This is a genomic window from Streptomyces sp. CNS606 (genome assembly GCF_000426325.1).
Genome location: NZ_AUFD01000035.1, coordinates 19567 through 27841, shown reverse-complemented (window position 1 = coordinate 27841; position 8275 = coordinate 19567). Strand labels below are relative to the sequence as shown.

Annotated in this window: 6 protein-coding genes; 5 read left to right on the top strand and 1 reads right to left on the bottom strand. The window is 68.9% G+C overall.

Annotated elements, in window-relative coordinates; genetic code table 11:
- Positions 1 to 2851 (bottom strand): CRISPR-associated helicase Cas3' (cas3, locus tag K304_RS0119605; RefSeq protein ID WP_486591738.1); only part of this gene is annotated, 2851 nt, incomplete at its 3' end.
- 51 nt (positions 2852 to 2902) lie between these two features.
- On the opposite strand from cas3, the gene K304_RS0119600 reads away from it, so the two are divergent.
- The 5 genes from K304_RS0119600 to K304_RS32360 are packed head-to-tail and all read left to right on the top strand — an operon-like array spanning position 2903 to position 7910.
- The gene (locus K304_RS0119600; RefSeq protein ID WP_486591737.1) at positions 2903 to 4471 is read left to right on the top strand and encodes a type I-E CRISPR-associated protein Cse1/CasA; all 1569 of its coding nucleotides are present in this window, start codon (positions 2903 to 2905) and stop codon (positions 4469 to 4471) included.
- The gene (casB, locus tag K304_RS30025) at positions 4461 to 5024 is read left to right on the top strand and encodes a type I-E CRISPR-associated protein Cse2/CasB (protein ID WP_051308641.1); all 564 of its coding nucleotides are present in this window, start codon (positions 4461 to 4463) and stop codon (positions 5022 to 5024) included. The genes K304_RS0119600 and casB overlap by 11 nt, the downstream gene beginning before the upstream one ends.
- Entirely contained in the window at positions 5024 to 6349 is a 1326-nt protein-coding gene (locus tag K304_RS0119590; protein ID WP_027765139.1) for a type I-E CRISPR-associated protein Cas7/Cse4/CasC, read from the top strand. Before casB ends, K304_RS0119590 begins: the two co-directional genes overlap by 1 nt.
- On the top strand, positions 6346 to 7182 hold the full coding sequence (cas5e, locus tag K304_RS0119585) for a type I-E CRISPR-associated protein Cas5/CasD (RefSeq protein ID WP_027765138.1): 837 nt from the start codon (positions 6346 to 6348) through the stop codon (positions 7180 to 7182). Before K304_RS0119590 ends, cas5e begins: the two co-directional genes overlap by 4 nt.
- A complete protein-coding gene (locus tag K304_RS32360) occupies positions 7179 to 7910 on the top strand; it encodes a type I-E CRISPR-associated protein Cas6/Cse3/CasE (RefSeq protein ID WP_078529390.1) in 732 nt (243 codons plus the stop codon). The genes cas5e and K304_RS32360 overlap by 4 nt, the downstream gene beginning before the upstream one ends.
- The last annotated feature ends 365 nt before the right edge of the window (positions 7911 to 8275 follow it).

The window sequence follows — 8275 nt, the reverse complement described above, 5'->3', positions numbered from 1 at the left end:
GGGCTGGCCAGGTTTCGGTGGGGGGTAGTGGGTTTCTGCCGGTGAACCAGGAGTGGGGGAGGGTGAGTGTGTTGAGGAGCATGTTGCGTTGTTGAGCGCGGTGTTGGGCGGTGCGTTGGGGGGTGGTTTGGTCTGTGTGGGTGAGGTCTGCGGGGTGGTGGGCGTCGGAGTCGTAGGTGAGGGTGCCGTCTGGTTGTTGGTAGAGGGCGATGGCGTTGATGGAGGGGTCGCCGAGGCGTGAGAGGGCGGCGATGCCTTGGGTGCCTTTGTCGTCGCCGTCCCCGTGGGCTTGGCCGGCGGCGAGTTCGTGGATGGTGACTGGGGTTCTGCGGCGTTCGCTGTAGGGAGGGATGCATCGTTCTTGGGCTTGTCGGCGTTCTTCGGTGAGGGATTTCTGCCAGGTGGTGTGGGTGCGGTTGAGGAGTTCGGCGATGGGGCCGTGGGTGGTGGTGGGGGTGCCGTAGACGGCTTCGATGAGGGGTGTGCTGTCTTTCGGTGTGGTGGTGTGGATGGTTCCGTCGGTGTCGGTCCGGTTGGTGAGGGTGTGCCAGGTGGCGGCGAGGGTGTAGGGGGCGTAGACGTACCCGTCGGGGTTTCCGGTGTGGCGGCCGTTGTGGTGGTCCGGGGGTTCGACTCGGGGGAGGCCGTCGCGGTCGGGCTTCCACCACACGGTGAGGTGCGGGGCGGTGAAGGGTTGGGGCCGGCCGGGGTTGTTGAGGGTGTGTCGGTGGAGGCGGCCGCGGCGTTGGATGAGGAGGTCGATGGGGGCGAGGTCGCTGTAGAGCCGGTCGAAGTCGAGATCGAGTGATTGTTCGATGACTTGGGTGGCGATGACGAGGAGCCGGTGGGGGCGGCGGGGGTTGGGGCGGTTGCGGTCTGGGCCGGTGCCGAGGAGTGCGGTCAGGGTGTTCTCGAGGGGCAGTCGGTGGCGGGGCATGAGTCGTCCGTGGAGGAGGACGATGTCGGTGGGGTCCCATCCGGCGTCCGGGGCGTGGGCGATGGCTTCGGCGTACAGCTGGGTTGCGGAGGCAACGCGGGTGCGGACGACGCCGATGCATCCGCCGTGGCGGCCTTCGTGAAGGAGTTGCTGGGCGAGGTCGGTGGGGCCGGTGTCGGGGTGGAGGTCGATGTGGGTGTGCAGGGGCGTGGGCGGTGTGGTGGGGCCGGTGCGTCGGGTGTGGCCGTGCTGGTCGATGACGGTGATCGGGCCGTCGGTGGGGGAGTCGTGGAGGGGGGTGCCGTGGCCGTGGCACCAGGCGTTGCTGAGGGCGTGGCGGGCGTTGGCGGGGAGTGTGGCGGAGAGGACGACGACGGAGGCTCCTGCGTCGGCGAGCCAGCTGATGGTGGTGTTGAAGAGGTCTTGTTGGTAGAGCTCGTAGGCGTGGGCTTCGTCGATGATGACGGTTTTGGTGGCGAGGCCGAGTAGGCGCAGGTACCAGTGGCGTGATTTTTGTGCGGCGAGCACGAGTTGGTCGATGGTGCCGATGCCGAAGCTGGCGACGAGGCCGAGGCAGCGTCTGAGGTACCAGGGGTCCAGGACGGCTCGCGGGGGCTGGTCGTCGGTGAGGTTGCTGCAGGTGGGGTCGTGGGGGAAGTAGGGGGCGAGGTCGTCCAGGTCGCGGCTTGTGGTGTCGGTGGCGTCCAGGAGGCGGTGGACGATGTCGGTGGCGGGGGCGGTGCCGTGGACGACGGCGAGGATGGTCTGTTCCATCGATGCGTGTTGGAGGAAGGTGTGGAGTTCTTCGGCGATCTGGTTGGTGGCGGCTCGGGTGGGCATCGCCATGTAGAGGCCGTGGCTGCCGCAGGTGCGGGCGAAGTGGTGGGCGCACCATAGGGCGAGGCAGGTTTTTCCTGATCCGGTGTCGGATTCGATGATGACCAGGGCGGGGCCTTGCTGGGGGAGGATGCGTGTGGCGGCGGCTTGGAAGTCGCGGGGCTGGGTCCCGGGCCATAGTTGGGTCCAGGTGGCGTTGGTGGGCTGCCAGCGGTCGAGTTTGAGGCGGGTCAGTGCGGCGTCGGCGTCGCGGCGCGAGTGGGCCCACCATTGGTCGGTGGTTTCTGTGAGCTTGCGGTAGGGGAACTGGCCCTCGTCTGAGGCTATCCAGTCGGCGAGGACGACCAGCCCGGCGAACAGGGTCATGGCCGAGGGCCGCTGCGGGGTGACGAGTCCGGGGGCGTCTTCCAGGTTCACGTCGATGAGGCGGGCGGTCTCTTCGACCAGGGCGCGGTAGACGGGCTCCCACTTGTCCAGGGGAGCCGCGCCGGCTGCGCGGTCGACGGTGTCTTTCTGCGGGATGTTGCCGTGGTGGCCGCCCAGGAGGTTGGCGACGGTGTGGAGGCCCTGGTGGGGGTTTGCCTGCCCGCCGCACTCCTGGCAGGTGCAGCCCAGCAGGCGTGGCAGGTGGGCTGCGGTGATGTGCTCGTGGCGGGCCCAGGGTGCGGCGTCGAGGTCGTCGGCCAGGGGTAGGCCGCGGGCGCGTGCCGTCTTCTCCCACTTCTCGCGTTCGGTGCGGGTGCGGGGGGAGGCGGGGCGGCCGGTGCCGAACTGGCGCTGGAAGCAGTCGGATGCTTTGCCCATATCGTGGAGTGCCGCCAGGAACATCACCATGCGGCGGCCGTGATGGTGTTGTCCGTTTCCGAAGGCGTCTGCCAGGCGGCTGGTGACGGAGGGCGGTAGGTAGCGGTCCCACAGGGCGCCTGTGGTGGCGGCGGTGTCCAGTAGATGGGCCAGCAGGGAGTTCCAGGCTGGGCCGCCGACGGCTTGCGAGGCGCCCCGTACGTCTGTCTTCCCCCAGCTCAGAACGGCTGCATGTAGCCACTTTTCAGAGTTCACGACCTGGTGTCCCTTCATTCCGTTATAGTCTGACGGTCCGTCAGCGTACAGCGCTCAAGGAGACACACATTGTTGCTAGCGAGTGCGAGGGGCGAGCCTGGTTCGCGCCCCCGCTGGGACCCGCGGTTCGAAGACTGCACCACGGCACTGACAATCGACGGCGCCGCCGAAGTGGCCGGACTGGTGGAGCTGCTGCGCGACGCTGACCGCTACCGGGCGATCTCCGCCTCCACCCCGGGCGAGACCGTGGCTCTCCTGGAGTACCTGCTCGCCCTGTGCTACGCCGCCGACTGCTATCCGGAAACGGCCGGTGAATGGCTGGCCTGGGTGCAGAACCGGGAGCCGCTTCAGCCGGTCGCCGACTGGCTGGCATCCCGGCCCGAAGCGGACTGGGACCTGTTCGACCCGGACAAGCCGCTGGGGCAGAACGCCCTCCTGGCCCCCCACCTGGACAAGCACGGAACCGGGCCCGCGCAGCTGGTCCTGGAACGGGCGGGGGACTACAACCAGTTCTTCGACCACCACCACCTCGAGCACCCCGAGCCGCTGCCGGCCGACGCCGCGTTCCGGGCGACGCTCACGCAGCACGCGTACGGCCCCGGCATGCGGGGCCGCGTTTCCGGTGCCCTGCTCGGGAAGACGCTCAACAACCTGGCCACCGGCAGGCTCGCCCAGCGGATCCGCGTCCTGGCGCTCGGAGACACCCTCGGCGACACGCTCCGGCTGAACCTCCAGCCGTATGCCGGCGAGCCGGGCACCTTCAACTACTCCTGGACCGACCGCCCGCGTCGGGGGTTCACCAGCAAACCGGCCGGCCGCACCCCCGACGGGCCGGCCGACCTGCACAGCTTCCTGGGCCGCTCCATTCTCCTGCGGCCCGCCGTGACCGCGAGCGGCGAGACCGCTGTGGACCGCGTCCTGATCGGGGCAGGAGACCTCCACGCCGCCTTGCCCGAGGCATTCCTCCAGGACGCCGTCCTGCGCAAGTACGGCAAGGTCACCGGCCCGCTGAGACCGTCAGCCTCACGGCATCTGTGGCGGGAGTCCCACGCCCTGTACGCGGCTGTCGCCGAGCGGCAAAAAGGCAGCGACCTCTACGGACGGCTGGCGATGCTCACCGGACGCCCCGTCACGCTGTGGGCGGTCGGTCTGGCCAGCGAAGACAACAAGCTCGCCAACTGGGTCTCCGACCATTTCCCCTTCGTCCCCGGCAGACAGACCCACCTCCGCCAAGCCGCCGAGACCGGCTCCCAAATGGCCGAGTACACCGCGACCGCGCTCGGCAAAGCGGCCTACACCGCATGGACCATCGCCTACCCCAACCCCAAACCGTCCGACAAGAAGCACCAGCTCGCCCGCTTCGACGCCACCCCCCAGCACTGGGCAGCAACAGCCGACCCCTTCCACGCCCTGCTCGAAGCCACCGCACACAGCGAACCCGTCGACGAGGCACTCGCCGACTACGGCCGAACCCTGGTGACCAACGCCCGCCACCACCTGCAACTGCGACTGTGCTCCCTGCCACCCAACTCCCGCGGCTACCAGGCCCGCGCCCAAGCACTCGCCCGCCTCCACGCGTTCCTCACCGCAGCAAAGGCCCCACACCACCTCAAGGAAGCCGCGAGCGATGACCACTGAGACCCAACAGGCAGACCCCGCCCGAGACCGTCCACCTCGCACACCCTCCGAGCAGCTCACCGGATGGCTCGCCCAACTGGTACGCGCACACCAATACGGCGCGCTCGCGGACCTGCGCCGCCCGACGGCACTGACCTCTTCCCGGCTGCTCGCGGCGAACTTCGCCGCAGAGGAGCAGCACCGGGAGGTCTACGAACGCGTGGCGTTCCTCTTCGCCCGCTTCCACGCCGGCGCCGCCGAGCCGCACTACGGGTACGGCACGATGGGCACCGCCCTGCGCAAGATCGGCTCCCCGGCCGGACGCGGGCCCAACGATGCCGGAGCCACACGCCTCCTGGACCGCCTCGTCGCGTCCCGAAGCATCCCCTGGCGGCACCTCCAGCACGCCGTGGAACGCTCCCGATCCTGCGGCACCATGCCTCCCTCCTGGGCCCGCCTGGCCGACGACCTCACCCGATGGAACGAACGCGGCCGCCACGTCGCCTACGACTGGGCCCGCGACTTCTACACACCCACTTACACCAAGACGAAGAAGAACGGGGCGCACTCCTGATGACCACCGAACACGCGAACGGCCACCAGTACCTGTCGCTGCACCTGCTGGAGACTCTCGCGGCAGTACTGCCCGTGCGGGACGAGAACGGCCAGCCCAAGAAGGTCGTCTTCGGCGGCGAAGAACGCGACATGATCACCTCCCAGGCGCGCCGGCGCGCCGAACGGGTCCACACCCGCAACCGCGCCAACAGCGGTCAAGGACACCTCGCCGGCCACACCATGGGCATGCGCACCCGGGAATGGGCACTGCGGACGGCCGAGGCCATGACGTCCATGGGCTGGGACGAGGACCAGGCACTGCCCATGGCACGGGCCTGCCTGGAGGCCACGGGCCTGAAGTTCGGCGACAAACCAAGCACCATCAACCTCACCAAGGTCCTCCTCTTCGCCCCGAAGAACGCCGGCGAGACCCTTGCCCGCTCCCTGACAGACAACAAGGAGGCGGTCACCGTCTGGGCGGAGGAGTACCTGACGGCCCAGGCCAAGGCCGCCGAAGAGAAGAAGAAAAAGAAGAGGAGCAAGAGCGCCGCGGACGCCCCGGCGCAGGAGGGTGAGGACGCCGACAAGCTGCCCTCCCTGCCCCGCGACATCCGAGCCGAGGTCCTCGCCGCCCTCGCTCCGGGCGACGCCATCGACATCGCCCTCTACGGACGCTTCCTGGCCGAGATCCCCGACTCGCCCAACGTGGACGGCGCCATCCAGACCGCGCACGCCTTCACCGTCCAGCCCTCCGAACAGATCGAAGATTTCTACGCCGCCGCGGACGACGCCAAACTCGACCGCAAGGCCAACGCCCTAGACTACCTCGACGCCGCCGACGACTCCGGCGCCGGCATGACCGGCTACCAGGCACTGATCTCCGGCACCTTCTACCGCCACGCGGTCCTGGATCGCCGCAAACTGCGCACCAACCTGCGCGCCGCCGGCATGGACAGCGAACGCGCAGAGGCCGCCGCCGTTGCCGCCGAGAACGAACTCGTGGACGCCTTCGTCGACGCCTTCCCCGAAGCCAAGAAGAACAGCACCGCCAGCACCGGCTCTCTCCCGAAAATCGTCCTCGCCTTCGAAGGCGACCGGCCCTTCAGCTACGCCGGTGCATTCGAAAAGCCCATCCAGGAAGAAGCGGACGGACACGCCTCCCTCGCCGCCGCCCGCCGACTCATCGACCACCACCGCCTCGTCGCCGGCAAGCGGCCCGACATCGCCAACAGCCGAGTCCTCACCTACGACCTCGACATCCAGCAGCTCCTCACCCAACTCCAGGACGCGGACAACCTCCCGGCCACCGAGACCAACGGCGTCGAAGGACTGACCACACGGTGACCCACGTCCTCCTCACACGCCTGGCCGCGCCCCTGCAGTCCTGGGGGGCGCTGGCCCGCTTCGACCAGCGCGACACCCTCAACCGGCCCACCAAGTCCGGCGTCATCGGCATGTGCGCCGCCGCCCTCGGCCTGGACCGCTCCGAAGAGCTGGGACAGCTCACCCGGCTCCGCTTCGCCACCCGGGCAGACCGCCCCGGAACCCCCATCAGCGACTACCACACCGTCGGCGGGGGCACCTACCCCCTCCGCCCCCGCGACCTCATCCTCGACCACCAGCGCGCCGCCCAAGCCGCCCCCGCAACCGACACCTCAACCGGCCCGACCTTCGGCCACCACACCCTGGAGTCCTGGTACGGGGCACCGAAGTACATCACCACCGACCCCACCAGCGGCGCACTCATCACCCAACGCAAGGCCCTCTCCCGGAAGCCGATGACCACCCGCCGCTGGTACCTGGCCGATGCGGCCTTCGTCGCCGCACTCGAGCACCACGACCACCAGTTCCTGCAGACACTCGGCCACGCACTCGAACACCCCCAGCGGCTGCTGTGGCTGGGCCGCAAGTCCTGCCCGCCCAGCGGCACCATCGCCGCAGGAGTACACCCCGGCACCCTCGAGGAAGTCCTGCAGCAGACACAGCTACTCCCCAACGCCACCGCACAACGGCCCTGGGCGTGGATCGAAACCGCCGCCAGCACTCACGGCGCGACCCGCCTCAACGACCAGCCCCTGACCTTCGATCCCGAACACCGCGCCCACACCGAACGGTGGGAGACCCGCATCCGCCTTGCCCCCGGACAGACGATCGGCTGGGAGAGCCTCATCCCATGACCACCGCCACCCGAACAGCCCGCTTCGTCACCACCCACAGCATCCTCACCCTGGACGCCCGGCACCCCTTCGTCGCCAAGTCCCTGATCGACGCCCAAGCCATGCATCGCACGGTGATGTCAGGCTTCTACGGATGGGTCGAAGACGGAGCTCCCGACCCCCGGGCACAGCTAGGCGTGCTGTCTACCTGGTCCCTCGACCTGAAGAACAACGCCCTCGTCCTGGTCGTCCAATCCAGAGTCGCACCCGACTGGTCGAACATCCCCTCGGCAGCACTCACCAGCGCCACCACCACACTCACCGTCGACATGACCATTCGCGAAGGCGACAACTACACCTTCCGCACCGTCATCAACCCCACCCGCACACAGGCAACCCCAGCGACCGGAAACGGCCCTCGAGCACGAGGCCGACGGACTTCACACACTCACCCCGAACACGTCCGCCGATGGTTCCTCGAACGCAGCCAACCCCCCGGCGAGCCACCGGTAGGTCCCCGGGGCATCCCTCGCATCGGCGCCACCGTAGAAGAATCACAGCTCTCCGTACGCATGCTCCCCACACTCAGCTCACCCGCACCCCACCAAGGGCTCCGCATCGTCCGCGCCGAAATCAAGGGCTCTCTCGTGGCCACCGACGCCCACACCCTCACCACCGCCCTCACCAACGGCATCGGTCGAGCACGCGCTTACTCAACCGGCCTCCTCCTCATCCGACCAACCAGCTAACGCCCACGCCCCCACCCACAAGCGGGTGCAACCCCGCCAGCACGCGCAAAGACACTCCCCCCCAGCACCCTGAAGCCAAGCGAGGTACCCCGCGCCTGCCAGCTAGTCCCATAGCCGCCAAGCCCCGCGTTCGGGCAGATCGAGCTGCTCCCCGCATCGGCTGGGATGGTCCCCGGCCGGGGGAAGCACGGGACGCGCTGCGTCTCTGCTCCCCGCACCCGCGGGGATGGTCCCGACGGCCGGTGCAGCTACCTCGATTACAACGACTGCTCCCCGCACCCGCGGGGATGGTCCCACCGGCTGGACGATGCTCGCCGGCGACGGCTGCTGCTCCCCGCACCTGCCGGGAGGTCGGCCCATCGGGT